Source organism: Chitinivorax sp. B, from assembly GCF_005503445.1.
GTDB lineage: Bacteria > Pseudomonadota > Gammaproteobacteria > Burkholderiales > SCOH01 > Chitinivorax.
In genome coordinates, this window is record NZ_SCOH01000001.1 from 189,717 (window position 1) to 216,684 (window position 26,968).

27 protein-coding genes and 1 tRNA gene are annotated in these 26,968 nt (G+C 53.2%); 11 read left to right on the forward strand and 17 right to left on the reverse strand.

Translation table 11 applies throughout. The features are described 5' to 3' along the window. The first annotated feature begins 46 nt into the window (after window positions 1–46). The 3 genes from FFS57_RS00900 (at window position 47) to FFS57_RS00910 (ending at window position 2,103) form a co-directional block, all read left to right on the forward strand. Window positions 47–358 (forward strand): (2Fe-2S) ferredoxin domain-containing protein, encoded by a 312-nt coding sequence (locus FFS57_RS00900; protein WP_137935856.1) that lies wholly within the window; start codon window positions 47–49, stop codon window positions 356–358. Continuing rightward, window positions 351–953 (forward strand): alpha/beta hydrolase, encoded by a 603-nt coding sequence (locus tag FFS57_RS00905; protein ID WP_137935857.1) that lies wholly within the window; start codon window positions 351–353, stop codon window positions 951–953. Before FFS57_RS00900 ends, FFS57_RS00905 begins: the two co-directional genes overlap by 8 nt. A 79-nt stretch (window positions 954–1,032) precedes the next feature. Further along, entirely contained in the window at window positions 1,033–2,103 is a 1,071-nt protein-coding gene (locus FFS57_RS00910) for a PA0069 family radical SAM protein (RefSeq protein WP_137935858.1), read from the forward strand. Window positions 2,104–2,402: 299 nt separating this feature from the next. On the opposite strand, the gene FFS57_RS00915 is transcribed toward FFS57_RS00910, so the two are convergent. Both FFS57_RS00915 and FFS57_RS00920 read right to left on the reverse strand, forming a co-directional pair. Further along, window positions 2,403–2,873: a YehS family protein gene (locus FFS57_RS00915; protein WP_137935859.1), complete on the reverse strand. Its 471-nt coding sequence runs from the start codon at window positions 2,871–2,873 to the stop codon at window positions 2,403–2,405. A gap of 87 nt (window positions 2,874–2,960) precedes the next feature. Continuing rightward, window positions 2,961–5,762 (reverse strand): ATP-binding protein, encoded by a 2,802-nt coding sequence (locus tag FFS57_RS00920; RefSeq protein ID WP_137935860.1) that lies wholly within the window; start codon window positions 5,760–5,762, stop codon window positions 2,961–2,963. A gap of 107 nt (window positions 5,763–5,869) precedes the next feature. Here FFS57_RS00920 and FFS57_RS00925 point away from each other — a divergent pair, with 107 nt between their 5' ends. Then, window positions 5,870–6,619 carry a substrate-binding periplasmic protein gene (locus tag FFS57_RS00925; RefSeq protein ID WP_137935861.1) on the forward strand — a complete coding sequence of 250 codons (750 nt, stop codon included), beginning with the start codon at window positions 5,870–5,872 and terminating at the stop codon, window positions 6,617–6,619. 17 nt (window positions 6,620–6,636) lie between these two features. Here the strand turns inward: FFS57_RS00925 and FFS57_RS00930 are convergent, their stop codons facing one another. From FFS57_RS00930 to rplU, 8 genes are all read right to left on the reverse strand, one after another. Continuing rightward, a complete protein-coding gene (locus tag FFS57_RS00930) occupies window positions 6,637–7,296 on the reverse strand; it encodes a hypothetical protein (RefSeq protein ID WP_137935862.1) in 660 nt (219 codons plus the stop codon). A 14-nt stretch (window positions 7,297–7,310) separates the two neighbouring features. Beyond that, window positions 7,311–7,763, reverse strand: a complete 453-nt coding sequence (locus tag FFS57_RS00935) for a GNAT family N-acetyltransferase (RefSeq protein ID WP_137935863.1) — start codon at window positions 7,761–7,763, stop codon at window positions 7,311–7,313. Next, window positions 7,763–9,022 carry a hypothetical protein gene (locus FFS57_RS00940; RefSeq protein WP_137935864.1) on the reverse strand — a complete coding sequence of 420 codons (1,260 nt, stop codon included), beginning with the start codon at window positions 9,020–9,022 and terminating at the stop codon, window positions 7,763–7,765. Before FFS57_RS00940 ends, FFS57_RS00935 begins: the two co-directional genes overlap by 1 nt. 49 nt (window positions 9,023–9,071) lie before the next feature. Beyond that, window positions 9,072–9,557 (reverse strand): GNAT family N-acetyltransferase, encoded by a 486-nt coding sequence (locus FFS57_RS00945; RefSeq protein WP_137935865.1) that lies wholly within the window; start codon window positions 9,555–9,557, stop codon window positions 9,072–9,074. Next, a complete protein-coding gene (gene obgE, locus FFS57_RS00950; protein WP_137935966.1) occupies window positions 9,550–10,716 on the reverse strand; it encodes a GTPase ObgE in 1,167 nt (388 codons plus the stop codon). Before obgE ends, FFS57_RS00945 begins: the two co-directional genes overlap by 8 nt. A gap of 77 nt (window positions 10,717–10,793) precedes the next feature. Next, entirely contained in the window at window positions 10,794–11,246 is a 453-nt protein-coding gene (locus FFS57_RS00955; protein WP_137935866.1) for a GNAT family N-acetyltransferase, read from the reverse strand. 196 nt (window positions 11,247–11,442) lie between these two features. After that, on the reverse strand, window positions 11,443–11,721 hold the full coding sequence (rpmA, locus tag FFS57_RS00960) for a 50S ribosomal protein L27 (protein ID WP_137935867.1): 279 nt from the start codon (window positions 11,719–11,721) through the stop codon (window positions 11,443–11,445). 16 nt (window positions 11,722–11,737) lie between these two features. Continuing rightward, entirely contained in the window at window positions 11,738–12,049 is a 312-nt protein-coding gene (rplU, locus tag FFS57_RS00965) for a 50S ribosomal protein L21 (RefSeq protein WP_137935868.1), read from the reverse strand. Between the two features lie 181 nt (window positions 12,050–12,230). Here rplU and ispB point away from each other — a divergent pair, with 181 nt between their 5' ends. The 3 genes from ispB to FFS57_RS00980 all read left to right on the forward strand — a co-directional run bounded on the left by ispB (window position 12,231) and on the right by FFS57_RS00980 (window position 14,812). After that, the gene (gene ispB, locus FFS57_RS00970) at window positions 12,231–13,199 is read left to right on the forward strand and encodes an octaprenyl diphosphate synthase (RefSeq protein WP_137935869.1); all 969 of its coding nucleotides are present in this window, start codon (window positions 12,231–12,233) and stop codon (window positions 13,197–13,199) included. Window positions 13,200–13,234: 35 nt separating this feature from the next. Next, window positions 13,235–13,311: transfer RNA gene (locus FFS57_RS00975), tRNA-Pro, on the forward strand. A gap of 439 nt (window positions 13,312–13,750) precedes the next feature. Next, window positions 13,751–14,812, forward strand: a complete 1,062-nt coding sequence (locus FFS57_RS00980; RefSeq protein WP_137935967.1) for a trypsin-like peptidase domain-containing protein — start codon at window positions 13,751–13,753, stop codon at window positions 14,810–14,812. Window positions 14,813–15,453: 641 nt separating this feature from the next. Here the strand turns inward: FFS57_RS00980 and FFS57_RS00985 are convergent. Further along, window positions 15,454–15,810 (reverse strand): TfoX/Sxy family protein, encoded by a 357-nt coding sequence (locus FFS57_RS00985; protein WP_171013482.1) that lies wholly within the window; start codon window positions 15,808–15,810, stop codon window positions 15,454–15,456. 7 nt (window positions 15,811–15,817) lie between these two features. Next, complete coding sequence (gene metF, locus FFS57_RS00990) at window positions 15,818–16,645, reverse strand: methylenetetrahydrofolate reductase [NAD(P)H] (RefSeq protein ID WP_502705886.1); 828 nt, start codon at window positions 16,643–16,645, stop codon at window positions 15,818–15,820. A 431-nt stretch (window positions 16,646–17,076) separates the two neighbouring features. Between metF and FFS57_RS00995 the strand changes: the two genes are divergently transcribed. The 4 genes from FFS57_RS00995 to FFS57_RS01010 all read left to right on the forward strand — a co-directional run bounded on the left by FFS57_RS00995 (window position 17,077) and on the right by FFS57_RS01010 (window position 20,852). Beyond that, window positions 17,077–17,817, forward strand: coding sequence for an SDR family oxidoreductase (locus FFS57_RS00995; protein WP_137935969.1), 741 nt, complete (start codon window positions 17,077–17,079; stop codon window positions 17,815–17,817). Between the two features lie 28 nt (window positions 17,818–17,845). Beyond that, window positions 17,846–18,085: a hypothetical protein gene (locus FFS57_RS01000; RefSeq protein ID WP_137935871.1), complete on the forward strand. Its 240-nt coding sequence runs from the start codon at window positions 17,846–17,848 to the stop codon at window positions 18,083–18,085. A gap of 378 nt (window positions 18,086–18,463) precedes the next feature. Then, window positions 18,464–19,582, forward strand: a complete 1,119-nt coding sequence (locus tag FFS57_RS01005; RefSeq protein ID WP_137935872.1) for a substrate-binding periplasmic protein — start codon at window positions 18,464–18,466, stop codon at window positions 19,580–19,582. Window positions 19,583–19,598: 16 nt separating this feature from the next. After that, a complete protein-coding gene (locus FFS57_RS01010; RefSeq protein WP_137935873.1) occupies window positions 19,599–20,852 on the forward strand; it encodes a hypothetical protein in 1,254 nt (417 codons plus the stop codon). A gap of 105 nt (window positions 20,853–20,957) precedes the next feature. Here FFS57_RS01010 and FFS57_RS01015 read toward each other — a convergent pair whose 3' ends face one another. The 5 genes from FFS57_RS01015 to flhF all read right to left on the reverse strand — a co-directional run bounded on the left by FFS57_RS01015 (window position 20,958) and on the right by flhF (window position 26,559). Continuing rightward, complete coding sequence (locus FFS57_RS01015; protein ID WP_137935874.1) at window positions 20,958–22,079, reverse strand: hypothetical protein; 1,122 nt, start codon at window positions 22,077–22,079, stop codon at window positions 20,958–20,960. Window positions 22,080–22,254: 175 nt separating this feature from the next. Then, window positions 22,255–23,004, reverse strand: a complete 750-nt coding sequence (locus tag FFS57_RS01020) for a flagellar motor protein (protein ID WP_137935875.1) — start codon at window positions 23,002–23,004, stop codon at window positions 22,255–22,257. Window positions 23,005–23,169: 165 nt separating this feature from the next. After that, window positions 23,170–23,925, reverse strand: coding sequence for an RNA polymerase sigma factor FliA (locus tag FFS57_RS01025; RefSeq protein WP_137935970.1), 756 nt, complete (start codon window positions 23,923–23,925; stop codon window positions 23,170–23,172). Between the two features lie 251 nt (window positions 23,926–24,176). Further along, a complete protein-coding gene (locus FFS57_RS01030; RefSeq protein ID WP_137935876.1) occupies window positions 24,177–25,055 on the reverse strand; it encodes a MinD/ParA family ATP-binding protein in 879 nt (292 codons plus the stop codon). Beyond that, window positions 25,048–26,559, reverse strand: coding sequence for a flagellar biosynthesis GTPase FlhF (gene flhF, locus FFS57_RS01035; protein WP_137935877.1), 1,512 nt, complete (start codon window positions 26,557–26,559; stop codon window positions 25,048–25,050). The genes FFS57_RS01030 and flhF overlap by 8 nt, the downstream gene beginning before the upstream one ends. Window positions 26,560–26,968: the final 409 nt, after the last annotated feature.

Below are 26,968 nucleotides of genomic sequence, written 5' to 3' on the forward strand. Positions count from 1 at the left end.
AGTAGGTTTCCATGCATAATCTCTCTTTACTTTGACGGTGCCGATCATGAGCTATTTCAAACACCATGTGTTTTTCTGTACCAATCAGCGCGCGGAAGGCGAAACCTGTTGTAATGCCCGTGGCGCATCGGAACTGCAGGCTTATGCCAAGGATCGTGTCTCCAAGCTGGGCTTGAAAGGGCAGGGCAAATGCCGCATCAACAAGGCTGGTTGTCTGGATCGTTGTGATCAGGGACCCGTGATGGTGGTTTATCCGGAAGCGGTCTGGTACACCTTCTTTGACAAGGAAGATATTGACGAGATCATTGACGAACATATTGTCCATGGTCGCATTGTGGAGCGATTGAAACTTGATTAAGCAGCAACAGATTGAATGGATCGACGGCCCAGTCGGCAAACTGGAAACCATCGTTATCCCACCGCCTAGCGATGTGCTGGGGATTGCGGTACTGATTCATCCTAACCCGACACAGGGTGGCACCAACACCAATAAAGTGGTGCAGATGATGGCTAAGGTCATTGCGCGTCGCGGCTATATGGCTTATCTGCCCAACTGCCGCGGGGTAGGGCAGAGCATTGGTGAATATGACTGGGGTAACGGCGAAACCGATGATGTAGTGGCCGTGATTGACTATGCCAAAGCTCAGCAAGGCGATCTGCCGCTGGTGCTGGGTGGTTTCTCGTTCGGTACCCATGTGGCATCGCAAGCACGGCAGCGTGTGGAAGCAGAGAAGCTGATTCTGGCGGGCCCTGCTTGCAAGCGTTTTCCAGTACCTGAGGTGCCGAAGGATACCTTGGTCATTCACGGCGAAGAGGACGAGGTCATCCCTCTGGCCGATGTGCTGGATTGGGCTCGTCCCCAAGCATTACCCGTGGTGGTGGTGCCAGGATGCAGTCATTTCTTTCATGGCAAATTGACTCAGTTGGCAGATGTGATCGATCGAATGTGGTAAAGCAAATAGGGCGATGGAAGTATCGCCTTATCTCTATTTGGTACTATCGTTTTGATGTTGACTGTACTAAAATACAGTCATGTCAAGCCATGATTCCATCAAAGGCCGTGGCACGGCCTACAATCCCCTCATCCGCTTCGATCGACTCACACGCGAAGCGGTGGTACCCGATTGGCCGGGCGACATCGATGATCCGCCCCCACTACCAACCGAACTGATCTGGCAGGATGCCAAATCCGCCATCACTCGTAACAATTCCCCGGACATCTACTTCTCTCAATCCATTAACCCTTATCATGGTTGTGAACATGGCTGCATCTACTGCTATGCGCGCCCCAGCCATGCCTATTGGGGCTACTCACCAGGGTTGGATTTTGAAACCAAGATCGTCGCACGACGAGGTTTACCTGAGCGTTTACGTGTTGAATTGGCCCGCCCTGGTTATCAATGCGAGCCAATTTGCCTGGGCTCAAACACCGACTGCTATCAACCTCTGGAGCGCAAGCTGGGGTTGACCCGGTCGGTGATCGAAGTGCTGTTGGCTCACCGTCATCCATTGGTGATCATTACCAAGAATGCATTGGTCGAACGGGATCTGGACTTGCTCAAGCCGTTGGCCGAGCAACAACTGGTACAGGTCTATATCTCGCTTTGTACGTTGGAAGCCGATGTGGCCAGGGTGCTGGAGCCTCGTGCCAGTGCACCGCACCGCCGTTTACAAGCAGTACGTAATTTGTCCCAGGCAGGTATCCCGGTGGGTGTCCTGTGCTCACCTGTCATCCCGGCCTTGACTGATCACCAGATTGAAACGGTCGTATCTGCAGCTGCAGAAGCAGGTGCTGGCATGGCCAGCTACATCATCCTGCGTCTGCCACTGGAGATCAATGAACTGTTCAAGGATTGGCTGGCCCGCCATTTTCCACAGCGGGCTGAACATGTCATGAGTCTGATCCGTCAGATGCGCGGTGGCCAGGAAAACGTTTCTCGTTTCGGTGAACGTATGCGAGGTACCGGCATCTTCGCCCAGCTGCTTCGCAACCGTTTCGAGCTGGCTTGCCGTAGAAACAGTCTGGGTCGACGCCGGTTGGATCTGGATGTATCCAATTTTCACGTTCCCGGGCACGGAACTCAGCTTGATTTGTTTGAATAGTCTTGAATGTTGAATTGAAAGTGTGTGCAGAGGCGAGTTTGTTCAGGGCTAATACACTTAAGTGACGCTTAAGTTGAATGTGTTCTGCCCATCATGGCATGGGCCTCAAGTAAAGACTGTGTGCTGCAGGTGAAATATAGAATGTAGTCGAATGGCACTTGATTGTCCTTATGTGTCCACATCAGCCATCTTCTGATGGCCTGACGGTTGCCGGGTATCCGGTATGCCGCAGAGCAACATGGCTCTGCTTGGTTGTATGCGAGTTTGAGTGGTTTTTCATCCACAATGACTCATTATTATCATTTTCCCCGTATACGCATGGTCAACCCTTTTAAGAAATTCCGCAAAAACTGGTCACCGCAGGCGCGATAATTCTTATGGCCAGGGTTGCGGAACAGGGCGTTCAGCTCTGGTTTGCTGATCTGGAACTGAGCCAGTTGCATGATCTCCACCAGATCAGTCTCTTTCAATTCAAACGCGATGCGCAGCTTTTTCAGGATCAGGTTATGTGTCATCCGTTGCAACGTGGTTTTAGGCTCTGTGTTGCGATCGCTGGGGCCGCGACGATCCAGGATCAGTCCGTCAAGGAAGGCGTTGAGTTGAGTATTGTTGCAAGCGAGGAAGCCGGTTTCGTCTTCCAGTTTCAGCATGGCTTGCACGGTGGCTTTATCAAGGTCTGAGCCATGTCCGGCTTTGATCATGTCGATGATTTTGTGATCAGCCAGATCCATAGCATAGCGCAGGCTGCGTAATACATCGTTGTTGTTCATGAGGTGATCCATTCAGTAGCCTGCTAGGCTGGCAGGCTGCGGGTTAGTTGGCCAGCGAGTGTGTGCTGGGCATAATTGTAGATCTGGCTACGCGGTTGCTATCGGACGTTCGCGTACGGTCACCATGATCGGTTGGGCATAGCCTTCCCCAGGTTGTTTTTTACGGGTGACCAGGGTCAGTTCAGACGGTTCGAATACATTGACATTGTGTGTGGTCGGGCTGGTGATTAGATATTGCGCTTGAGTGGCTTTCAGAAAGCTGGCGACTTTATCGATGTTGAAGATGTCCAGATGGGCAAATGGTTCGTCAATAAATACAAAGCCGCCAGGTCGGGCATCGTCCATCATCATGCCGATCAGCAGGATCAGTGATTTCATGACTTGTTGACCACCGGATGCTTCCCCGTCGTTGAGGCCCATCATGCCTTTTCGATCAAAGTTGAATTGAACGGTCAGGCCAGCTTGCGCCAGGACGATATCGTCGTTTTCCAGATGCGGGGTATCGGCGTGTACTTCAATGCCAGCCAGTTCGCCCAGTGAGCGGATATTTTTGGCGTAGCGTCGGACGGTATTGCGCAAAACATTGATGTAGGCACCGCGTGCGTCATCACATAGCTGACCGGCTCGATCGAATTCTCGTTGTCGAGCCGCGGTCTGGAATTCCAATGCATTGAAATCGGCCTGCAGCTTATCGCGTCGTTCAATCACGCTGTCGTCGGTTTCCCAGGCTTCATACTCGAAGCGGCGATCGATTTCATCCATGCGGCGGCGTACTGCGCCCAGCGTTTCCCAGGTTTGCTTGAGCTGTGTCCGGCCAGCCCGGTCTGTCCAATGTGCGGGCATGCGCTCGCGCATGGCTCTGATGGCTTGATAGCGTTCGACCTGCTCGCGACGATGAGCGATACCTGCAGCCCGAAGCCGCTCAACTTCGATGCGTATTTGCTGGGCTCGGTCGGCTAACTGACTTTGGCGGAGTTCCAGTTTATTCCGGTGCTCCTGAGCCTGTTCAAAGGCTTGGTTGGCAGCAATCAACTGATCACTGGCGGCCAGTGCTTTTTCTTTGTAGGCCTGCAGGCTGTCTTGGGCAAGTTTGAATTCGTCTGCCCGGGCTGCCAGCATGTTGGCGGCATCGACCCCCGCTACTTTGGCTTGTAACATGCCAATGCGGTTGGCGAGCGGTTCCAAACGGCGTTCGAGTTGTTCGATTTGGGTATCGATGCGCTCGACATCTTCTTCGAGCGCGGCACGACGCGACTTGCGTGCTGCCTCGCCAAAGTGGTATTCATGAGCTGCCACACCAATGAAGCGCCCACCACGTCGTTCGCGGTGAAAGCCCTCACGAGTGATCCATTCGGTGTCGCTACCCATTTTGGCGCCAGCGGCAGCGTCTTCGACACGTTGCACTCGGTTGAGTTGGCGAATCAGCCAATCGGGTGTGTCTGCATTGAAGTTAACCACTTCCAGTACAGAGCCTCGCTCTGCACGTGGCGGGGTTTGGCGCTCCGCGACGACAAAGTGTCGGTATTGCAGTTTCTCACCTAACGCCCAAGCGCGAGCTTTATCTTCAGGTCGTTTCAATAGCACTACATGCTTGAATGGTGCCATCATGGCTTCCACTGCACCTTGCCAGCTTGGATCGCTGACCTCGACGATGTCTGCCAGCATTTCATGGCGAATACCTGTTTCATCTAGTGCGGCGCGGAAGCGTTCGACAAAGGTAAAATTGGGCTGTTGGCCGCCACGTAAGGCGTTGGCAAGGGTAACGGTCTCTTCGCGTTCTTTCTTCATGCGCTTCAGGTCAGCATGCAGTGACGCAAACTCGGTACGTTTCTGGCCCAGCTCGTCAATTTCCGAAGTCAGGTCACCACCTTGTGCACGTGCCATTTCCTGCAGCTTTGCCTGTTCGTTCAGCTTGACTTCAAAGCCGCGAATTTCTTCACGTAACTTCATGAACTGACTATTGGCTTCAGTCTGCCCCAGCTTGGCACGCGCTAATGCGGGGCCGGCTTCATGCAGTTGCTGCTCGATGTCATGCAACTTGCTCTGTCCGTCTTCCATCGCTAGTTGTTTTTCACGTAGATGGCGACGGGCGCCAAGATTTTGGCCTCGAGCATGAAGGAGTGAATGGATCAGCTCATGTAGCTCCAGGCGGGGTAGGATTTCTGCCTCGAGTTGGGCTCGCTCGGCTGTCAGGTGCTGCCATTCAAGGTAACGGTTGGCTTTGCCCGTCAGGCTTTCCAAGGTGGCACCCAGTTTGGCCAGCCGACCATCCAGTTCTTCCAGCTCCCGTTCTGCTTGCTTTTGTTCCTGCTTGGCTTGCTGATAGTTATCCAGTACTTCTTTTTCGCCGAAGACTTGGAAGACCAGGTCCAGCAATGTTCGCGGACTGTATTCACATAGCTTGTCGGTGTCACCCTGCTCCAATGCCAGTACTTCGGCGATGGCAGGTGTCAACCCAGCGGATTCCAGCCTGCGACGGTAGTCATTCACCCCAAGCCATTGACCACGCGCTTCGATGTCCTCAATGGCCGTATCCCCTTCGCAAATGGCGTACTGTCGCGACCAGTCGCCCCCTTGCTTTTTGATGCGACAGGCGAGGGTGATCTGGTTGTCCAGAAACGGGAAGAATGGATACCGGCCGGACGTGGAACGTTCATTATCAACGACGCCACGAAGCCAAGCGACGGGCTCCTTGGCATTGCGAACGTAGCGCTTGTAGTCGCGCTTGCCTGAGCACTTCAAGGCGAGCAAGGTACGCAATCCGTCTAACAGGGTGGTTTTGCCAGAGCCATTAGGGCCGATGATGGTGATGATCTGGGCATCAAGCGGCAGCGAAAAACGCTGCCAGAAATCCCAGTGCATGACTTCAAGTTTGCGGAAGTGGAACATGATGTGTTCGATCAGCTGATTTGGATAGACTGTTACTTTCAGTTTGGCGTATATGAAAAATACCAACTGCTATAGTGAAATTCGAAGTTTCCGGATTTTGATGCATTGTGGATGCAAGCGAGGCCATTGTGTGGAAAAAGCTGTTATGGGTGGCATGGTTGTTGGCCCCGTTGACTTCGGCAGGCCCGCCGCAAGTGCTCAAGCTGGTTACACTGGATTACCCGCCAATGACGGTCGTGCAGGGTGACAAACTGTCTGGCATTGTTTATGACGCGGTTGGTTTGGTATTTGCCCGTGCTGGGTATGCACATCAGGTGGAGCTCGTGCCGTGGAAGCGTGCGATGGCGTTGGTGGAAACGGGCACCGTCAGCTGTGTTTTTCCCATGACGCGTACCAGTGAACGTGAGGCCCGTTTTAGTTGGGTTGGGCCATTCCTGACCGGTGCTCATGTGCTGGTTGCACTGGAGAGCAATCCAATCCAACTGACGAATCCGGCCCAGGCTCGCAACTATCGCATTGGCGTACTGGCTGGCAGTGCGGTGGAACAGACCTTGAAAACGATGGGTCTGCCTTATTTCGGAGATCCTAAATCGGAAAACAATATGCGCAAGCTTTCGGAGGGCATGCTTGATCTGTGGGCTGTACATGATGTAGTGGCACAGTATGAATCGCGTGATTTGCATGTGCCGATCAAGCAACTGCTGAAGCTGGCTACTGTTGAAACCTACCTGGGGTGCCGACTGGATACGGCAAGTGATGTGTTGAACGCGCTGCAAAACCAGCTCGACAAGCTTAAGCAACAAGGTGAACTGACTGTATTGCAGCAGCAATACCTGTCTACCATGTCGAGCAAATAGTTTCGGAATAAGGATGTTCACAGTAGTGAGACTTGACTGTCCGGGCGTTCGCGCATGCGTTTCACTACATCGCCTAGCGCACCTTCAATGATTCGTGGTGCCAGTTTCGAGTAATCGATCAGCAAATCCAACATTGGCCCTTCATAAATCACTTTGTTACGGCGGGTGATGAACCCCAGTTTGGAGAGTACACCCAGGTTGGTGCTGAAACGCATCCGACCACCAAGTTGTTCGCCAAAATCTGCATACAACGCGGTTTCGGGAATACCGCTGGAGACATCTTCTGCAGCGGGCAATGGCTTGGCTTCTGAGAACATGTCTGATTGCGCTGCCTGTTCTTTTTCACGGCGGGCAATCTGTCGCTCCCGCTTGGGTAGAATGATCAGCGCCCAGATGATGACCAACAATGCAATGCCATCGCGCGGCAAACTGATGTTGTTGGATAGCCATGCGTCATGGGCACCAAAAACCGATTCTTCGACCTCGGGCTTGATGCCGACGGCAATGTATTCCGAATAGGGGTTTTCCAGTAGTACCAAGCCACAAGCTTGCAAGCGTTCATCCAGCAATTGTCGGAAAGCTTCGTCAGTCAGCGCACGGCGGGCCAGCTTATCGTTGCGATCGATATAGCGATGTGCCAGTAGCCGTGCGATCAAAGTTTGCAGTTCGTTATCCATATCTCGGAACTCAGTTACATCGCCAATCTGAAATGACGGCGATATTTCACAAATGCGTATTTACCTTCAGGGTTGAAGCCACTGATTTGAAATAGCCGATGTGCAGCATGGCGTGCAGCACTGCTCATCAGCATGATCTTTGAACAGTCTCTTGCCACGCAGCGTGCTTCGATCTCTTGTATCAGCCGTTGTCCGATACCCAATCGTCGATGCACCTGATCAACTACGATGCTCTCGACAACAGCATAAGGTTGTTCGCCATACATTGCATCTGCACAATAGTGGACATGGGCTGTGGCTGCTATCTGATCATGGTGAATGGCCAGCAGCAGCTCATTGTCCAGTTGCAGGGCCAGCCATGCGAGCCGTGACGGTAGGACGCGAATGCGATCATCGGAGACCAATTGACGATACAAGTCGGTGAGGCTTTCGGCATCGGATGCAGCGGCGCGGCGGAAGTACAACATCAACGGGTTTTCCGGGGTTTGACTTTGCCACTGCTGATTTGCGCAACGCCATTGCGATTGACTGGTGCCAGCTCAGCACTGATGTCCAGATGCAGTGGGAGTCGCGCAATATCCGCTACCGGACCATTCAAGGCTTGGGACTCGGGGTCATTCAACAATGCCAGCAGCGAAAGCCGGTAGGCTGTTTGCGCATAGTTGTCGCCCAACACGATATCTGCAACGGGTTGTGGCGCCTTGATGTCGCCCAGGCTGTCCCGGAATGTTTCAGCGAATAACAGACGTTCCACTTCGACATGATCGGTGGTAGGGGCATCCAGGGCGGATGGAATGACGGCCTCGCGAGACTGTTCGCGTTCACGCTCCAGCAGCTCGTATTCGGCAATATCCAGCATTTCGCTTTCAGTGACGAAGGCAGGCTCCGGGTGAGCATGTAGGCAGCCATTCAGCAGCGGGGTGGCTTGCACGCCTTGTCGACGCAACCAGTCAGCGATATCGGTGGACGTCAGGCCGGACTCGCCCAGATGCACTCGCTGGGCCTGAATGCTGTTCAAGGTGCGTTGAAAGACCGCAGTCATTCGCAACATTCGGCTCTGTGCCTGTCCGATAGCTTGTGCGACACGATGGGTCGGGCCATCCAGTTCTTCATCTGCAGTGATGACGCGGATGATGTCGGTGCCTTTTTCTACCCAGTGCCAGACAGAATCGAGCTTTTTTTGGGCGGCTCGAATAACAAATTCTGACGCTGACAGGACGGCTTGTTCAAATTCTGCCTGTAACTCATTCAGTCGCCCCAGCAAATGCTGCAGCGCTTCAACCGACAGTTTGCCCACAGCTTGCCCAGCGGCAACCTGTGCGGTGATGAATCCTAATTCGGCGTCTTCATCATCGGAGAATCCCAGCAAGGTGGCGATAGCTGCCAATGCCATCCGCCCAGCCGTGCTGATCTGGTAGACCGATTCGTCGTTATCCCACACCAACAATTCGTTATCCCGCAAACGGTGTAGCACGGTGTTGAGTTTGGTGGCATCCAGATAGGCAAAGGTTGCCTTGAGCTCCTGTGGGCTCCAGCGTGGTGCGTCGGCACGAGCGCCGATTTCACGCAAGATCATCAGTCGGATCAGTACCTCATCATCACCGCCACGAAACAGTGTGATAAAGGCATTCAATGCTTCGCGAGCACGGAGCAATGGGAAGAGGGCAGGGAGATCGGCTAGTTCGACGCCAGGTCTGAAGAAATCGGCGAGAGGGTTATCTTGCATGGTGGGATTGTATCAGGGCGTGTCGATGATCACATTTCGGCAAGGGCACTCATAGTTTTTGCCGTAGTCGAGTGATCCAGGATTCGAATCCCATGGATTCATACAGTGCTTGGGCTGGCTGATTGAATGCAAACACGGACAATTCGACAGCTTGCGCACCCTTTGCTTTGGCCTGTTCGATTGCCCGTTCAATCAACTGGCGTCCAATCCCCTGGCCACGGGCCGAAGCTGCCACGATGACAGAATGAATGCAAAAAATGAGATGCGGCTGCAGGAATGGTGAGTTGGACGGCTCAATGCGGCCAGCCAGCATCGCAATGACATTTTCTTGACTTAGCGCGATATAGCAAAGTGTACCCTGCTTGTTGAGCAGGGCATCGATCTCTGCCAGGGTTTTAGGCCCTGGGTCGATCTCACTGAGATGCGGTACAGCTTGCTCGTGATAGGCCTGTAGTGCTCGATAGAGTGCCAGCATGGCAGGTGCCTCGGCCATGCTGGCAGTACGAATCGCCACTGTCGATGCCAAGTCAGGCATCCGCACCTTCCGACGGGGTGGGTGTGGTGATCGGGGCCATATCGTTCAGTTCAGCAACTCGGGCACGTGCTTCGGCTTCTTGGCGGTCTGCCTCCTCGCGTGCCTTCATGACACGCAAGTTGACAAGGTATTCCATGATGGACTGGCATAGCAACTGGCAACCTTCGCCCGTCAATCCTGAAATAACAAAGTAACGAGGCTCATAGGGATCGAAATCTGCCAGTGGGTTGCCGGCTTGCCAGCCGTAACGTTGCAGGAAATCTTCAATGCGTTGCTGGCGTTCTTCGTCAGCTACCATGTCCAACTTGTTCAACACCAACCAACGCGGTTTGCGGTACAGTTCCTCATCGTATTTGCGCAACTCTTCAACGATCGCCTTGGCTTCCTGAACTGGATCGACTGCTTCATCAAAAGGTGCCAAATCAACCAAATGCAGCAAGACGCCTGTGCGTTGCAAATGCTTCAAAAAGCGATGGCCCAGGCCGGCACCTTCGGCAGCGCCTTCAATCAATCCTGGAATATCTGCAATGACAAAGCTGTGATTATGATCAACACGCACCACGCCCAAGTTGGGATGTAATGTGGTGAATGGATAGTCTGCCACCTTAGGACGGGCGGCAGATACTGCGCGGATGAACGTGGATTTACCAGCATTTGGCATACCCAGCAGGCCTACATCGGCCAATACTTTGAGCTCCAGCTTCAGCTCGCGACGCTCACCTTCCTCACCGTGGGTGAATTGGCGTGGTGCCCGATTGGTAGAGGATTTGAAATGGATATTGCCCAATCCACCTTTACCACCTTTGGCCAAGATGGCTTCCTGGCCATCGTGTGTCAGGTCTGCAACAACTTCACCCGTGATGGCATCCGTAATCAATGTGCCAACCGGCATGCGCAGGGTAATGTCATCGGCACCTTTACCATAACAGTCGGCACCGCGACCGTTTTCCCCATTGCGGCCCTGATAGCGTTTGACAAAACGGTAGTCGACCAGCGTGTTGATGTTAATGTCGGCGATGGCAATTACGCTACCACCACGGCCTCCGTCGCCACCATCCGGGCCTCCACGGGGTACGAATTTCTCACGGCGCATACTGGCGGAACCGTTTCCGCCTTTACCGCCTGCTACTTCAATTTTGGCTTCGTCAATGAATTTCATGGCGTCTTGCCGCCTTTCGTTGGATTCGTCAGCCTGATCCGGAATGTCAATGCTTCCGGCCAAGCTATCCTGCCGGGTTAATTCACCAAAGGCAGGTCATAGTAATAAAATTCGCGATCTCTCACCCAGCCGAGCGACTCGTACAATGCCTGGGCATTGTGATTGGTTGTCGCGGTGGAAAGGGACAGGCGGGCAGCACCTTGTTGGCGTCCAACATCAGCTGCCGCAGTCAGCAATGTACGGGCCATGCCCATACGTCTGCATGTTGGGGCAACATATAAATCGTACAACACGAAATACCGAGTTGCAGCCAGTGATGAAAAAGTCGGGTAGAGCTGTGCAAAGCCCACAGCTTCACCTACATACTCTGCCAGCAAGATGACGGATTCCTGATTGACCAGTCGTTCCGCGATATAGTGGTGGCTTAGCTCAAGGTCGCTTGCTTTACCATAAAACTGGCGGTAGGCATCGAATAACGGCGCAATCTGTTCGGCATCTGCATGATTTGCCATGCGAATGGTAAAAGACATGTTCACCCCTGGCAATGTGTGATCAGTACCAATTGTTTATCTGGCTTGGAATCCCAAGTGGTTTGCAACCTATGGATGCTTTGTCACAGGCCTGCAACTGGTGGCCGTCTGTGAAGAGGTCACGATGCATTGCCCTGTGTCCAAAAATGAAAAAGCCCTATCGTTGAGATAGGGCTTTTGCCAGTCAGTGTGTGCCTTATGCCAGCTCTTCAGCGTGCTCGAAAGGAACGATGTTAACCAGCTTGCGCTGTTGCGCACCCTTGACTACGAATTCAACAGTACCGTCGACCTTCGCGAACAACGTGTGATCCTTGCCCATGCCAACATTTAGACCAGCGTGGAACTTGGTGCCACGTTGACGAATGATGATGGAACCAGCGGGGATCAACTCGCCACCGTATGCTTTGGTACCCAGTCGTTTGGAATGGGAGTCGCGGCCGTTACGTGAACTACCGCCTGCTTTCTTATGTGCCATGTTTCACGCTCCTCGATTACTTCTCGATTGCGTCGATACGCAGTTCGGTGAAGTTCTGACGATGACCTTGACGCTTCTGATAGTGCTTACGGCGGCGCATCTTGAAGATGCGAACTTTTTCGCCACGGCCGTGTGATACGACAGTAGCCTTAACCGCTGCGCCAGCCACAATGGGCGTGCCCAGAACGATATTGTCACCATCGGCTACCATCAAAACCTGATCAATTACGATCTGGGAGTCGATGTCTGCCGGTATCTGTTCTACTTTGAGTTTTTCGCCAACGCAAACTTTATACTGTTTGCCGCCGGTTTTTATGACCGCATACATGCTGGGGCTCCTAACTGATAAATGCTTTCCCCACCACTTGGCGGAGAATCGCGCATTATATTTTAAGTGATTGAAGCCAGTCAAATTTTCCGCACATCACCAAATTCTGATATGATGCACGCCGCCTACAGCCTTGTGGCTGGCAGCGCATTTCACATCTACAAAATACAGGTTTGCCTCCGTGTCCATCGAACAAGTCCGCGCCCTGATTGCCGACGACATGCACGCCGTCGACGACGCCATTCGTAGAAATCTTTTCTCTGACGTGGTTTTGGTTCGCCAGATTGCCGAATACATTATTAACAGTGGTGGAAAGCGCCTGCGTCCATCGCTGGTGTTACTGACCGCCGGTGCATTCGGATATCGTGGCACGCATCATTTTGATTTGGCTGCAGTGGTTGAATTCATCCATACCGCCACCTTGTTGCACGACGACGTTGTAGATGAGTCAGACTTGCGCCGTGGCAGCAAGACGGCCAACAACCTGTTCGGTAATGCGGCCAGTGTGTTGGTAGGTGATTTTCTGTATTCACGCGCGTTTCAGATGATGGTCAAGGTCGGCAGTATGCGGGTACAGGAAGTGCTGGCAGATGCGACCAATATCATTGCAGAAGGTGAAGTGCTGCAGTTGATGAACGTACATAACGCCGATGTGGCTGAAGAAGACTATATGCAAGTCATTCAGTTCAAGACCGCCAAGCTGTTTGAAGCAGCCACTCGCTTGGGTGCCATTCTGGGCAATGCGACCACAGAGCAGGAAGCGGCCATTGCTGAATTTGGCATGTTGCTTGGTACGGCGTTCCAGATTGTCGATGATGTGCTGGATTACGAAGGTGATGCAGAGGAAATCGGCAAGAATCTGGGTGATGATCTGGCTGAAGGTAAGCCTACCTTGCCATTGATATATACCATGTTGCATGGCAATGCTGATCAATCGGCGTTGGTGCGTCATGCGATCGAGCATGGCGGTCGCGACGAGTTTCAGGCAATTCTGAAGGCGGTGCAATCCTGCGGTGCCTTGGACTATGCACATGGTCGGGCAAGGGCTGTAGCAGAGGCCGCGGCGGGAAAATTAAATGTTCTGCCCTCTTCACAATACAAGGATGCTTTGCTAGAATTGTCCTCCTTCGCTGTTCAGCGCCGTTCGTAAGGTTTCGGCGAAGTTGGCAGATAATCAAAGCAGTTCGGGGTGTAGCTTAGCCTGGTAGAGCGCTACGTTCGGGACGTAGAGGCCGGAGGTTCGAATCCTCTCACCCCGACCAGAATTCAAAAAAGCCGGATCAGCTTTCTGACCCGGCTTTTTCGTTTTTGATCAATTCGATTGAACAACCTGATAACCACTCTCTTAACGAAGTGGTGTTTCCGGAATGGATACCACACTGGAAACAGGTTGATTCATGGCCTGGCAGTAATTGATCCGCAGTCATTTCATCTTTGCACCAACGTACTTGAATATGGCCAATTCGATAATATGTTCATCGACCAGGCAGCGGTGATGCTGTGCATGGCCTTCAATCTGAAGACTGATTTCGCGAGATGACAGATTGTGTTACTGGGTTGTCACAGGTCTGTTAACTACAAGCTGTTATTGCTGTTGCCTCTAGCACTCAAGTTCAAGGAGATAAATGCGTGTCGCGGATTCCAGATGTGTTCCCCAGTAAGGTGGCAGTCTCTACGAGTACGAAGCTGTTGTTGGGTACCATGCTGATTGTATTGTTGACGCTGGGTACAGCGGTACTGGCTGCACCGGCGGGCGCTAAGCCGCGATTGGTGACGCCGCGTGGTGAATTGGCGATTGACGAAAAGGCGACGATAGATCTGTTCGAACGATCACGGGCTTCCGTAGTGTTCATCACCACGCGGGAACAACTTCAGGATTTTTGGTCTCGCAATGTCTTTTCCGTGCCGCGTGGTACGGGTTCAGGCTTTATCTGGGATGATGCTGGACACGTGGTGACGAATTTTCATGTCATTGAGGGTGCCAGCGAAGCAACCATCAAATTGGCAGACGGCCGTGATTATAGGGCCAGCTTGGTTGGTGTCAGCCCTGGTCACGATATTGCTGTACTTCGGATTGCGGTTGCGCAAAAACGGCCGCAGCCGGTGCCAATTGGTACCAGCTCGGATTTGCGGGTGGGCCAGAAAGTCTACGCCATTGGGAACCCATTTGGTCTGGATTGGACGCTGACAAATGGCATCATCTCTGCACTCAATCGTACCTTGAGCAATGATGGCGGCCCTACCATCGACAACCTGATTCAGACCGATGCCGCTATCAATCCAGGGAATTCCGGTGGCCCCTTATTGGATTCTGCCGGGCGACTGATTGGGATCAATACCGCCATTTATAGCCCTAGCGGGGCCAATGCAGGCATTGGTTTTGCCGTGCCAGTAGATACGGTCAACAAAGTTGTTCCGCAGATTATTCGTTATGGCAAATTTCTGCGCCCAGCCATTGGCATTCATATCGATGAGGCTTGGAATCAGCGCTTGACCAGAATGCTGAACGTCAGTGGTGTCGTCATCTTGCGCGTAGCGCCGGGTAGTGCAGCGGAACGAGCCGGATTGCGTGGAGTCGTCATGTCCCGCCAGGGTGCGATCACAGCAGGTGACATCATCACGGCAATTGAGGGAACGCCGGTAGACAGTGTCAGCAAGATGTCGGCAAGACTGGATGACTTCGACATTGGTGCGCGAATTCGCCTGACCGTGCTGCGACAAGGTAAGTTGGTTGAGCTGAGCGTGACATTGCAATCGGAATAGGAGTGATGTGGTCGACACTTGATGTGATCGGAGTCGGGCACTGTCAGGTAGTGCTTAGCCTATTACCTGACGATTCACTTGTGGCGTCACCACTTTTAGATGAATCCACACGATGACGGGCGTTGGCTTGCTGCCTTTCGCGATCAAATTCGATTGTGACGACCGGGCAAGTGCAGGGGGAAGGCGATGGGCTAAAGAAAGATACATCTGGTTGCGCCGCCATTGAGTATCTGCTTGGGAATTAATCAGCTATTCATACCTGTTCACGACACTACAACTTGCGAGAATACACCGCGTGTATCAGGCTTACTGTCAGGCTACCCGGTCCATGACTTGATGCGATGGTATGGGTTGCGTTGGTACCTTCGTAATGCAAAACGGTATCTTTGCCCCAACTATTCTGTCATCGAAATAACGGTAACATCATATTGCAAGGCCTAAACCTTGGTGCCAGCCTATTCGACCTTGGGGCTGAATTGACTTTCATTCGAATTCCGTGGGTGGGACAGAGTGGGTGATGTCCCCGAAGGGGAATGCTGATGGCGGAAAAGCGTCACGCTATATTGTGTCACCAGAATGTGTCACCAGAAACAGTGGGCCATATTCAGCATGGCCCACTGTTGTAACGACTGGAAAGGTGATTATGCGGATTTGCGCTTTTTGGCATTGGCACGCAAGGCCACTTCATAAGCGGTACGTGACCAGTTGATCAGTAGTTCACGGTCGTCCAGGATTTCGGCAGGTAATGGGTAGTAGGACATGCTGGCCGTGTTGCCGTCCTTTTTCGAATAGGTGAACGGGCCCAGGCCGTGTTCTTCGAAATCAGGGCGGGTATGGTCATCCACTTTGACATAGAAGACGTCATCATCGACGATCGCAAAGCAAGTTCCATCCAGATAAATACCATGACCACCAAACAGGGACCGAGACGTTAACGCACCCATGGGCGCCAGTTGTTCCTTCATGTATTCCACATATTCGTTGTACTGAGCCATCATATCCTCCTTATAGCCCAAGGCGTTGCCAGATGGTTGAGACTGCTCCTGCACCATTCAAGGTGTAAAAGTGCAGGCCTGGCGCGCCTGCAGTCAGCAAGCGGTCACATAGATCGGTAATCACATCCAGCCCCAATGAGCGGATTGATGCCACATCGTCACCATACGCCTGTAATTTATTGCGTAACCAGCGCGGGATCTCGGCACCGCACGTGTCGGAAAAACGTGCCATCTGCGTGAAATTGTTGATCGGCATGATGCCGGGCACGATAGGGATATCCACGCCACGGAATTTCACTTCGTCGACAAATGCAAAATAGGCGTCCGGGTTGAAGAAGTATTGTGTGATTGCTGAACTGGCACCCGCTTTGCACTTGCGGGCAAAATTATCCAGATCATCCAGTGCTGTACGGGCTTGCGGATGGTATTCAGGGTAGGCAGCCACTTCAACGTGGAACCAGTCACCGTGCTCGGCTCGGATGAATTCCACCAGCTCATTGGCGTAACGGAACTCACCAACTTCCACCATGCCAGATGGGATGTCGCCACGAAGCGCGACAATGCGTTTGATATTGTTATCCCGGTATAAGTTGAGCAACTGACGGATATTGTCACGTGTGCTGCCAATGCAAGATAGATGCGGTGCCGCCTGATGCCCTTCTGACTGGATCTCCAGTACCGTATCGATCGTGCCTTGTTGGGTGGTACCACCAGCCCCGAATGTGACGGAAAAGAAATTTGGGCTGAACTGTGCCAATTGGCGACGGGTATTGCGAAGTTTCTCGATGCCTTCCGGCGTTTTGGGTGGGAAGAATTCGAAGCTGAAGGTTTGGGTCATGATTGCAATGGGCAATGTTCGGATTGACCAAGATGTTACACCAAGGGCACGAATGGACGATTGAAAAATATACCGGCTTGCATGAAGTGGTCTCATGTCCGGTCGTTATCGCATTTTCGTAAACACAGGGTGTTGGGAGCTGTAGGCTGTTCGCTGAATGCTGCCTTGATGTCATCCCTGTGTAGCACGATTGTCCAAATGCGTGCTCTGTTGCTGGGTCTTCCTTCGATGTTTCCTTATTGTTCGCGATTCCTGAAAAGTCTATCCAGCACTACCTAGATTATCAAAACCAGTCTCATCTCTACACTCTTTTCCACCTCAGGTAGGTAAGTCGATGTGTCTGTAATGCAGGGTGGCCGCATGTCGCCATCAAATCAAGTGTGGTACCTAGCCTAGTGCCCTGGGTAGTTAATGGAAAAGCGGGGATGAAGATGTTAAACAAGCGGATTGCGTTGGTAACGGGCGGTTCACGTGGTATTGGCGCGGCAATCGCAAAGCAACTTGCAGAAGATGGTTTGGCGGTGGTGGTCAACTACGCGGGTCGAGTGGTGGATGCCAATCAGGTCGTTGATGACATTGTCCGAGCCGGTGGCCAGGCCATGGCTTGGCGGGCAGACGTGTCGAATACCCAGGCGGTCAAAGGTATGTTCGATGTGATTGAATCCGAGTGGGGGGCGGTTGATGTGTTGGTGAACAACGCCGGCATCGTGCCTGCAACTTTGCCAGTATTGGCTGATACGCGGGATGATACATTTGATCAATTGGTATCGATCAACCTGAAAGGTACATTCAATACACTGCGCGAAGCGAGTACCCGTTTGTGCCACGGTGGTCGGATCATCAATCTCTCCTCCAGCCTGGTTGGGTTGTTGATGCCAGGTTACAGCGTGTATACGGCAACCAAGGCTGCTGTGGAAGCCATGTCAGGAGTATTTGCGAAAGAGCTGCGTGGCAGGCGGATCAGCGTGAATGTCGTGGCACCAGGGCCAACATCAACGGAGCTGTTCTTCAATGGCAAGATACCGGAAGCCATTGAACGTCTGACCAAGACCGCGCCATTGGAACGACTTGGCAAGCCGCAGGATATCGCAGATATGGTCGCGTTCTTGGCCAGCCCGGCAGGAGAATGGGTGAATGGTCAGGTGATTCGTGTCAATGGCGGTATTATTTGATCGCCAAATCTGAGAAGGCATTCACATCGTGCATACACTTCTGGTCATGGGTGGCGGATTCACGATGTTGCTGCTCAGTGTGCTGATCGGGCTGCAACTCGGGCATCTGTCCTGCTCCCTGTTGACTTTCGTGCCGATCTGGTTTGCAGTAGCCAGTTTCAATATGTGGGTTGGCGTGAACAAGGTTGGTTATGCTGTGACAGGAGAAATATCGATATTTCTGTTGATTTTTACCTTGCCTTCACTGATGGCTTTCGTGATTTGGTAGAAGTCGGGGCAGGGCTAACCCCATCTTGCCTTGTTGATTACGCTGTATCTAAATCAGGGTTGGGTGTTGGATTTAATCGGATTTCGCGATCTGTGTCACATCAACTATTGGTAAGGTGGCCATGCGGTTAGCTATCTTAAATGCGGAATTTCGATCTTATTTTCCACAAAACGCTTGATCTATGCTTCAGTTGGTCTGCTCTTCTGTTTGTATGCATGCATGTGTCAGGACATTGAGATTGCCTAAAGCTGACTCGGCATGAATCGGATCGGTAATTTCCTGCGATAACAAACTGACTTGGATGGTTTGGAAACCTGACGTGCTGACCACCAAGCCTGAACGCGGGTTGCCCATAAAAGTCGCGAGGCAGGGTCATTGATGCGGCGAGCGCTGTGGTTGCTTTTGACCATATGGACGTGCCTGTTGCGGGCGGAGACGCTTCCGCAGGAACTGGTACTGGGTGCCGAACCGACACCACCTTATGCGTTCGATGACAAGGGCGAAGTCCGCGGCTTCTACCGAGACCTGCTGCTTGAAGCATTGCGGGGTAGCGGCTATCAATTCAGATTGCAGATCATTCCACCAAGACGAAGTCGTGCAATGCTGCTGTCGGGAGAAATTGATGGCATTGTCGGGATAGAACGTGATTACCCCGGATTTGAGCAGCAGATCAGCTCGTTACCATTGATTACCATCAGCCTGCACGCCATTACCCGTACCGATACCATGCTCAATTATCGCAGCATGGCTGACCTTGAAGGCCGCCCGATCGGGGCGATCGCCGGCTTGGGGTTGGAACTTCGATTTCCGAGTATTGAATTTGAATTTGTCTCCGAAGCTGAATTGAACCTGCGCAAGTTGATGTACAAGCGCTTCGATGTGTTTCTGGAAGACCCGGTCATTGTGCGTCAATTGGCCAATACCAAGTATCCAGATTATGTTGGACGCTATCAGGTGCTCAACCCGGCGGTCGACCGATTGAACCTGGTCGTTGTGATGAACCGGGCAGGCAAGCATACTCAAACCAAGCTGGACGCACTCAACCGTGGCTTGTTACAGCTGCGCAAGCTGCCTAAGTTGGCCGAGCTCCGGCAACGCTGGACACTGGTTGACGATGCCAGTCGTCCTGGCCACCAAGGCAGTATCGCTGTGGTAGTGAACCCATCCAGCCCATTACATAAGTTGAACGAAGCGCAGGTGGCGGCCTTGTTCCTGGGGAAGACGCAGGGGTCATCAGGCCAGGCGTTGCAACCGATTGATCTGGCAGATACCGACCCGCTGCGGGAATTGTTCTATCTGAAGATCGCCAACCTCAGTGTGCAGCAGGTCAAGTCACAATGGGCACGCCAGCTGTTTTCGGGAATGGCCTTGCAGCCCAAGGTGGTGCGTAGCTCGGAGGATGCGCTGGCGAGGGTGGTCGAACGGCCCGGTAGCGTTGCCTATATCGATGGCACGTTGGTCAGTGACCGGGTTAAAGTGGTTTACTGGGTACCATGAGGGAGGTGCCACCGACATGAACAAATTCGCCATGATTGTTCTGCTGACCTCTGTTCCGCTGATTGCCCAAGCGGAGGAAGGCGAGGGTGGGGCATTGCCAGTGGAGTGGTCCATCAACGGGTATTACAGTATATCGGCGGTACGTACCAATCGTGAGGGAGAGTTCTACCGCTACATTCCTTATGGTGATCAGGATCGGCCTGCCAAGCAGAAGTCACCCGATGTGGGACCGGACAGCAAGTTCGGGTTGATGGTGGGGGCACGCTGGACGCCGGAATTCAGCGCCAAGGCTCAGTGGTTGTTGCGACGGGGTTCCAGTCGTGACCCAGTGATCCGTACCCGGCTGGCCTTCGTTGAGTATCGCCCTCACACTGATTGGTCCGTCAAGCTTGGGCGAACGGTTCAGGGCTTGTTGATGCTGGAAGAGGCCATGTACACCGATTATGCCAACCTGATGGTGCGGGTGCCGCATGAGCCCTATGCCTATGTACCTAAATCCGAGCTGGATGGTGTCATGGTACAGCACGATCTGTCGGTACAGGATTGGCTGTTCAAGTTTCAGGCTTCGGCGGGGCAGTCCGACTACCATTCGGTCAATTTCCGACGCACCTTGCGTGACTGCATTGGTTTCTCGCTGGCCATCAATCGGCAGAATGCCACGGCCCGGCTAGCACTGCGTACCACACGCTTCGGCCTGCATGACCCGATGCTGGCTGAAACGTCTGCCTTCCTGCGGGATGCAGCCCGTACCGAAGGCAACGAAGCGTTGGCACATCGATTCAATGAGAAAAACTTCAGATTGGATCAACTTGCCCTAGGGTTGGAATGGCAAGATAGTCGGTGGACGGTGAGAAGTGAGGTCTTTGCATTTCGTGGTAAGTTTCGGCCGTTACCGAAACGATCTGTTTCCGGCAGCGTGATGGCAGGTTATCGCTTCGGGCAATGGACACCTTATGTAGGTTATGGGGAAATCCGCGAATATGGCGACAAGCGTAACAATGGCTTCAGTGGTAATACGGTGCTGAGCCAACAGGCTGCCGAGGTCGCCGAATTGATGGCTCGTTCGGTGGCTGGTGAGCAGCGCACCTTGTCGTTTGGTGTGCGTTACGATCTACCGAAACAAATGGCAATCAAATTGCAGTGGGATCGCATCAGCCGCCGGGCTGGCGAACAGGGGTATTTGCTGGCCGAACCTGGCGCCGCCCAGATCGCCCCGAACGAAAACAACCATACGCAGATCTGGACTTTGTCATTGCAAGGTGTGTTTTAACACGGGATCTGCGTGATCAACGGATGTATTCTGGCAGCCAGTATCCGACAGGCTGAAGAAGCTTTTTCCGTTGACTGCTCCCCCACGCATCTGCCTTTCAAAAGCTCACCAGCGTTTGCTGCGTAGATTGGCTGGGCCGGTATTGGCCAAGGCAAAAATGCCTGTCAACCCGATTACGGAATAAGTACGCACATTGTCAGTCAGATTCAGCCAGACCCCTTTTTGCGCTGGGAAGTTTTCTTTGGTATTGGTAGCGGGGTACATCAGCGTATTGACCTTGGAAAAGGAAATCCAGAAATCACTGGTGGTTTCGGTGGATGCCTGACATGCGCCCAACTTGGGTGTGCGACCAACACATAGGGCATCGGTGTGTGTCAGGCCTTTGTCGGCGACATCAATGTATTTGAAGCGGCCATCTGCACTTGTGTGGGCCTCAACTCCCGGAAATGCGTCCAATATTTCCGTTGGAATTGGGAAGTTGGGTGGAAGCTGCAGCAATACATGATCCCCCTCCGCTCGTCGCCCATAGTTGTTGACCGTGGCAGTGGCCAGCCCACCCAATACGCTGGAGGTGACAAAGCCGCGGCCGGTACCAATGCGGAAGTTCATACCGAACAGGCCATCCATTTCTTCAAAGCCAATACGTATGCCCAGCACTTCCTTGCCAGTGGGGCCGTTCTTGGTAGCGAATTCGATATAGGGTTTGCCAAGGTGGAATGGGTAGTAGGCCCCGTGTGGGATACCAAGAATGGTATTGCGCCAGCCGGTCAGCACGATATTGTCCTGCTTCAGGTCCCAGCCGCCTTTGTGGTTGGGATCATAACCGCCCAGCCACATCTTGCTGATATCGACATCAATGTCGATATCAGCACCGAACCGCATTTTGGTGAACTGGATGGGGCCGGTGATTTCCTTGCCGAAGTCATCAGTGGGCCAGCCATCAATGGCATAACCATCTTCAAAGGTACGCCCGGTGGCTGGGTCGATACGGCTTTTGATGCTGTTGGACAGATTGCGCCATTCATTGCGATAGCCATCTCGGTTGAAGTCTGCAACAAAATGCAGGGGGCGCTGGGCAAATTCGGTCTGTACGATTTCAATGAGGGCCTGGCCGTTGATACTGGCCAGTTCGTCATCGTTCAGGGTGGTGAGATCGGCATAGGCTGGGTTTGCCAGACAACAAGCGGCCAGCACCCAAAGGGCAGTGCCCAAGCGGGGTGTTCTCATGTTGGCTCCTCTATATCGCTATTTTTATATTTAACGCCGTTAAATTTGTAAGTCAGTCTAGCACCACCAACTTTTCGAAATCAATGTTGCAATTGGGAAAACTGTTGTGTTGATGTGAAAGCAGACTTGGCGGCGAGTATGCTGCCAATGAGGATCAGGTTGGTGGCTGATGAAGTCAGCCGATGTAGCCTGCCAGTTTGTTCTCGACCAAGCGTGGATTTTCGCCATTGGCAATGGCGATCAAGCCGTCGATCAGCATTTCCTTCAATATCACCTGATTTTCAATGTGTACTTTCAACTTGTTGGCAATCGGCAAGAACAGCAAATTGGCACAACCCACGCCATAGATGGTAGCGACAAAGGCCACGGCAATACCTGCACCTAGTTTGGAAGGGTCAGACAGATTTTCCATGACATGAATCAAACCCATGACCGCACCAAGAATACCGATAGTGGGGGCATAACCGCCTGCTGCTTCCCACACTTTGGCACTTCGGCGGGCTCGTTCTTCATAGGTATTGATATCCAGCTCCATTGCATGTCGCATGGCCTCGGGTTCTGCGCCATCGACGAGCATTTGAAGGGCTTTGCGAATGAATGGGTCTTTTTGTGCGGAAATATGTGCTTCCAGTGCCAGCAATCCTCCTTTGCGGCTGGCCTGGCTCCATTCGATGATCATTTTGAGTAACAGCTGAGGATTATAGGAGGGCGGAAGAAAAATCCACTTCGCCATGCGTAGACCGCTCATGAATACGCTGGGTGAGCTTTGCAACATCACGGCACCTACCGTACCGCCAATAACGATCATGAATGCAGTCAGTTGTAGTAGCGAGCTGATATGCCCGCCCTCAAGCACTTGTCCGCCAATAATGGCGCCCAGCGCGATGATGATGCCGAATAGGCTGATTTTGTCGAAATTTTGCATGGGACTGCCGATGCACCTGATGGACTGTTTGGGTTGTCGGCCAGTGTGTTGGCGTATGCCAATACCACTGGCTAAATTGAATGGTTATCGGCTATCTGGTGTGATGACTTGAATGACCAGGCTTGCCGTCTCCAGTACAGTATGCAAAGGGGCGATGATTATGGGTCAGTTGCTCCCTTTCGCCTTGCGCTTGCGGCCAGGGTTGGCGGGTAGCCAATCCGTCAATTGCCCGCGCAGGCGCGCGATGGCCTGACTGTGCAACTGGCATACCCGCGATTCTGTCACTGCCAGCACCTCGCCGATTTCTTTCAGGTTGAGTTCCTGTTCGTAATAAAGTGCCATGACCAGTTTTTCCCGTTCGGGCAGCATGTCGATTCCTTGCTTCAAGTGTTTCCGGAAGTCTGCATCGTCCAGCGCATGAAATGGGTTCGCTTCGGTATCCGCGGCAAAGCGATCGAGTTGGCTATGTTCACCTTCGTCTTCGTAATCTTCGTAATAGATCAGCTGATAGCCACGTGCATCGTCCAGCATTTGTTGGTAATCCGCCAATGGCAGGTTCATCTCGCCGGCAATTTCCAGCTCGGTAGCGGGGCGCCCCAGCCGCTGTTCCATTCGTTGAATGGTCGCTTCGATAGTACGCAGGTTGCGGCGCGTATTACGAGGCATCCAGTCAGCTTCACGCAAGAAATCCAGCATGGCGCCACGGATGCGCTGCGATGCATAGGTTTCGAACTGCGCACCTTGTGATGCATCGAAGTTGTGGGCCGCTTCCATCAGTCCGATCAGCCCGACTTGAATTAGGTCCTCCACATCGACACTGGCTGGCACTTTAGTCATGAAGTGATAAGCAATGCGTTTGACCAGCGGTGCAAACTGATGAACTCGGTCTTCCGGTGTAACGCCGATATCCGGCTTGTACATACAACCCTCTTCAAAGCCTGGTAATGGAACATCCTGATTGATCATGGTGCTGGTCAGGGACTGGTGGCAGCGTCCTAGACACAATGACCATCGATGTTCGTTGTTGTTCTACTCCCTTAGCTTAGGTGCTGTTTGCACGGTTTCATAGCCCATGTTGGCCAACTACGCGAGCTTGAGGCCGATTTCGCTTGCCGTTCATTACATTATCCGTCACCAAGCATTTTAGTTTAGTTGCGTATCGATCGGATGATTCAAGGGTTGTGTTCGGCAAATGCGCGGCTGTTCTGAATCAAGCGATGTACCATGCCAGGCGGGGCAAAGCGATCATCGGTTGGTGGTGGCCAACGCTGGATGCTTTCCCCCAATTGGTTGAAGGCAATGCTGGATTCAGCGTCGGCAAAGGCGGTGATTACAGGCTGGCTAAGACGATTGGCTCGAGCCAGTTTTTCATCCTCCGGCACATAGCCGATCAGTTTCATCTGTACGTCGATGAAACGGCTGGCGACCTCTTGTAGTCGTTCGAATACCGCCGTGGCTTCGGCGAAGGTATCAACCCGATTGACCAGAATACGGAAGGCGCGCTGGCCATAACCTTTGTTCAACAATTTCATCATTGCGTAACCATCGGTCAGTGATTCGGCACGATTGCAGACCACGACGACATTCTCTGCCGAAGCCAGATTCAGGCTGGGCACGTGGTCGCAGGTGGTAGTTACCGCGTCGATCAGAATGAAATCGATGGCCGACGTCAGTTGATTGAATTCAAAGGCCAGGCGGTCTTCTTCATACGATGTCAGTGCAGCCAGCTGGCGTTGGTTGGCGGCAATCTGCATCACGCCGACCCCTGCCGTGGCTTCTGCCCACAATGCAGCCATTGGTAGGTGCCTGTTCAATGCCTGTTCCAGATTGATCAGGGACGGCAGGCCCAGACGTTGGGCAATGTTGGCGTTACCGGTATGTTCATCCAGAATCAGTACCCGTTGGCCTGCCAATGCCAACGACAAGGCAAGGTTGGCCACAATGCTGGTGGTGCCAGTGTGTCCACGCCCACCATTGAAGCAGATACTGCGGGCGGTTGGGCGTGCGACAAGCCGGCGCAGGCCTGCAGCCTGATCCTGCCAATCAGCCATGCAATCCACCACCTATATCCAGCGGGCTGCTGACCGCATTGGCACGAGCTGCAGCTTGTAAAGGATATTCGTCCGGCCTCAGTACATAGGCCGACGGGTCCTGCATCATGCGTAAGGCGCGATCCAGCAGATATAGTGGATTGGCCAGGTGCAAGTCTTCGGGGACACGCTGGCCATTGGTGACATAGTGCAGCGTAAGCCGATGGCGGATGATCACGTCCAGGCTGTCGCCCAGTACCGCTGCTTCATCCAGCTTGGTGAGAATGCAACCAGATAGGCCGTCAGCCTGATAGCAACGCACCACGTCATCCAGTGTGCTGCTCTGGGCGGTGGCAGACAGCAAAAGGATGCGCCGCACTGTGGAACCTGGGCTGGTCAACAAGGCAATCTGTTCAGCTAGGCGTTTGTCGCGCTGACTCATGCCAACGGTGTCAACCAACACCATGAAGCGGTTGCCTAAGTCGGAGAGTGTCAGTTGTAAGTCGGATTCGTCTTTGACCGAGTACACCGGCACACCCAGGATCTTGCCATAGATGCGCAGTTGGTCGTGCGCACCAATTCGGTAGCTGTCTGTGGTAATCAGTGCTACCTTGCTGGCACCATGCTTGAGGGTGCAACGGGCTGCCAGTTTGGCTACTGTGGTGGTTTTGCCAACGCCAGTGGGGCCAACCAAGGCATAGATGCCGCCTGATTCGATCAGGTCATCCCCGGCCGCGATCACTGGCAGGTTGCGTTGCAGCGCGGCCCGTACCCAGCGTAGCCCAGTATCTGCATCGTAGTTGGCCGGGATATGTTCAAGCAATTGGCGACATAAGGCCGGGCTGAAACCAAACGCCAGCATGCGGCGAAAGACTTCCAGCTTGGCTGGGGCATGTTTCTGCATATCGCTCCAGGCAAAGCCTGCCAATTGCCCTTCCATTAATGTCCGCAGGGCTTTCAATTCCTGCATGATGGATTGCATCGGCTCACCCACATTCGCCGTAACAGAATGGGAGCCGCTCCCACTGCCGTTGTGTTTGGGTACTTCGCTATCGACTACATAGCGCTGGGCCGGTTTGGCTGCAACGAGCTCAGGTCGGGGTGCTTGAGCCGGCGAGGGCTCCGGGGCGATTCGAGGCGGTGTAAACGGTTGCGGGTTGGTTGGTGCTCGCAGGATCGGTTCACGGACAGGTTCTGGGCGTGGGCTGGGAGCTGGTGCTGAAATAGCCGTGACAAACGCATCCGTATCACTCGGGTCATCGTCTGGCAAAGCATAGGTATTCTGTAGCTGACGACCACGTGGTGTATCCGCTGGCGGCACAGTGACGACTGGTTTCGGGCGACTGGTGCTCCCAGAGGGAGCCGCTGTCAGAGTGGCGACATCTGTATCGGATACCGCCATGATTTCTACGCCACCACTGGCAATCTGCCGGTTGGCAAGAATCAGTGCGTCAGGCCCCAAGGCATCTCGTACTTGGCGGAGCGCGTCACGCGTATTGGTGCCGTAAAACTTTTTGACAATCATGGCATACCCAGGCACGTGTTTCGCTAAGGCGCCGAACCGGTTGTGCTGATTGCGCGCAACAGCAAATTCGGCCCATCGATTCGAGAAGCGCTGAACTCGCACATACACGTGCGATCTATTCAGCGCTTCCACTCGCAAACCCGTCGAAGCTCGCGTTGTTTCGCGATGCCGGACATGAGACCGGCATCTTGTACTGCACAGCACGAACTACGCCGGGTGCTCAGGCATGATTTGCCCGAAAACGGGACATCCATGCCGAACCATGTCAACGGATGGAGATGGGAGGAACAGATGCAAATACTCGACAGCGGTGGCTAACCCGCACTGTCTGCATGATGGCAGCAACGTGCATCATGGCCTCCTTGCATTGCCTGGCGCCGATTCGGTCATTGTCGGCTTGGCCACGTCC

What these genes read in the sequence shown, in the direction of transcription:
- FFS57_RS00940 (WP_137935864.1), bottom strand. Translation starts at nt 9,022, where the DNA reads ATGCAAGATAACCCTCTCGCCGATTTCTTCAGACCTGGCGTCGAACTA.
- FFS57_RS01005 (WP_137935872.1), top strand. Translation starts at nt 18,464, where the DNA reads ATGCGGCGAGCGCTGTGGTTGCTTTTGACCATATGGACGTGCCTGTTG.
- obgE (WP_137935966.1), bottom strand. Translation starts at nt 10,716, where the DNA reads ATGAAATTCATTGACGAAGCCAAAATTGAAGTAGCAGGCGGTAAAGGC.
- flhF (WP_137935877.1), bottom strand. Translation starts at nt 26,559, where the DNA reads ATGATTGTCAAAAAGTTTTACGGCACCAATACGCGTGACGCGCTCCGC.
- FFS57_RS00935 (WP_137935863.1), bottom strand. Translation starts at nt 7,763, where the DNA reads ATGTTGTACTTCCGCCGCGCCGCTGCATCCGATGCCGAAAGCCTCACC.
- FFS57_RS00920 (WP_137935860.1), bottom strand. Translation starts at nt 5,762, where the DNA reads ATGTTCCACTTCCGCAAACTTGAAGTCATGCACTGGGATTTCTGGCAG.
- FFS57_RS00995 (WP_137935969.1), top strand. Translation starts at nt 17,077, where the DNA reads ATGTTAAACAAGCGGATTGCGTTGGTAACGGGCGGTTCACGTGGTATT.
- FFS57_RS01010 (WP_137935873.1), top strand. Translation starts at nt 19,599, where the DNA reads ATGAACAAATTCGCCATGATTGTTCTGCTGACCTCTGTTCCGCTGATT.
- FFS57_RS01025 (WP_137935970.1), bottom strand. Translation starts at nt 23,925, where the DNA reads ATGTACAAGCCGGATATCGGCGTTACACCGGAAGACCGAGTTCATCAG.
- FFS57_RS00900 (WP_137935856.1), top strand. Translation starts at nt 47, where the DNA reads ATGAGCTATTTCAAACACCATGTGTTTTTCTGTACCAATCAGCGCGCG.
- FFS57_RS00955 (WP_137935866.1), bottom strand. Translation starts at nt 11,246, where the DNA reads ATGTCTTTTACCATTCGCATGGCAAATCATGCAGATGCCGAACAGATT.
- FFS57_RS01015 (WP_137935874.1), bottom strand. Translation starts at nt 22,079, where the DNA reads ATGAGAACACCCCGCTTGGGCACTGCCCTTTGGGTGCTGGCCGCTTGT.
- FFS57_RS00980 (WP_137935967.1), top strand. Translation starts at nt 13,751, where the DNA reads ATGCTGATTGTATTGTTGACGCTGGGTACAGCGGTACTGGCTGCACCG.
- FFS57_RS01020 (WP_137935875.1), bottom strand. Translation starts at nt 23,004, where the DNA reads ATGCAAAATTTCGACAAAATCAGCCTATTCGGCATCATCATCGCGCTG.
- FFS57_RS01030 (WP_137935876.1), bottom strand. Translation starts at nt 25,055, where the DNA reads ATGGCTGATTGGCAGGATCAGGCTGCAGGCCTGCGCCGGCTTGTCGCA.
- FFS57_RS00985 (WP_171013482.1), bottom strand. Translation starts at nt 15,810, where the DNA reads ATGATGGCTCAGTACAACGAATATGTGGAATACATGAAGGAACAACTG.
- FFS57_RS00910 (WP_137935858.1), top strand. Translation starts at nt 1,033, where the DNA reads ATGTCAAGCCATGATTCCATCAAAGGCCGTGGCACGGCCTACAATCCC.
- FFS57_RS00930 (WP_137935862.1), bottom strand. Translation starts at nt 7,296, where the DNA reads ATGGATAACGAACTGCAAACTTTGATCGCACGGCTACTGGCACATCGC.
- rpmA (WP_137935867.1), bottom strand. Translation starts at nt 11,721, where the DNA reads ATGGCACATAAGAAAGCAGGCGGTAGTTCACGTAACGGCCGCGACTCC.
- rplU (WP_137935868.1), bottom strand. Translation starts at nt 12,049, where the DNA reads ATGTATGCGGTCATAAAAACCGGCGGCAAACAGTATAAAGTTTGCGTT.
- metF (WP_502705886.1), bottom strand. Translation starts at nt 16,645, where the DNA reads ATGACCCAAACCTTCAGCTTCGAATTCTTCCCACCCAAAACGCCGGAA.
- FFS57_RS00915 (WP_137935859.1), bottom strand. Translation starts at nt 2,873, where the DNA reads ATGAACAACAACGATGTATTACGCAGCCTGCGCTATGCTATGGATCTG.
- FFS57_RS00945 (WP_137935865.1), bottom strand. Translation starts at nt 9,557, where the DNA reads ATGCCTGACTTGGCATCGACAGTGGCGATTCGTACTGCCAGCATGGCC.